This window comes from Mesorhizobium sp. M7A.F.Ca.CA.002.09.1.1 (genome assembly GCF_003998555.1).
Taxonomy (GTDB): Bacteria; Pseudomonadota; Alphaproteobacteria; order Rhizobiales; family Rhizobiaceae; genus Mesorhizobium; species Mesorhizobium ciceri.
Window position 1 is genome coordinate 1 of sequence record NZ_RZRR01001572.1, and the last position, 497, is coordinate 497.

Below are 497 nucleotides of genomic sequence, written 5' to 3' on the forward strand. Positions count from 1 at the left end.
CGCCTCACGCGCGATATCGCCGTCGAGCTGCTGCAGCCGGCGCTCGAGTTCGCTCTGACGGGCGCGGATGCGGCCGGCTTCCTCTGCGATCTGCGACTTGGCGATCGAGAGGCGCTGGAAGGCAGCGGCGGCGGCGGCTTCCGCGTCGCGCAGGTCCGGCAGCCGATGGGCGCCTATGCCTTGCTCCCTGGCGGCGGCCATCTGGGCCGCGGCGCGGTCGCCGACCAGTGCCGTGGCAACCGCCAGCGCCGATCGCGCCTCGCCTTCCTGGGTTTTGGCCAGCGTCCAGCGCAGATGCAACAGCGTCGCTTCTGCCTTGCGGATATCGGCCGACAGGTTCTTGAAGCGGGACGCCTGGCGCGCCTGGCGCTTCAGGCTTTCGATCTGGCTTTCCAGCTCGCCGACGACGTCGTCCAGCCGTTCCAGGTTCTGTTCGGCCGCCTTCAGCCGCAGTTCTGCCTCGTGGCGGCGGGTGTGCAGGCCGGAAATGCCTGCAC

General features: G+C 70.0%; 1 pseudogene. It reads right to left on the reverse strand.

What is annotated here, in order from left to right:
* A pseudogene (locus EN994_RS34720) lies at positions 1 to 497 on the reverse strand (chromosome segregation protein SMC); the annotation flags it as partial.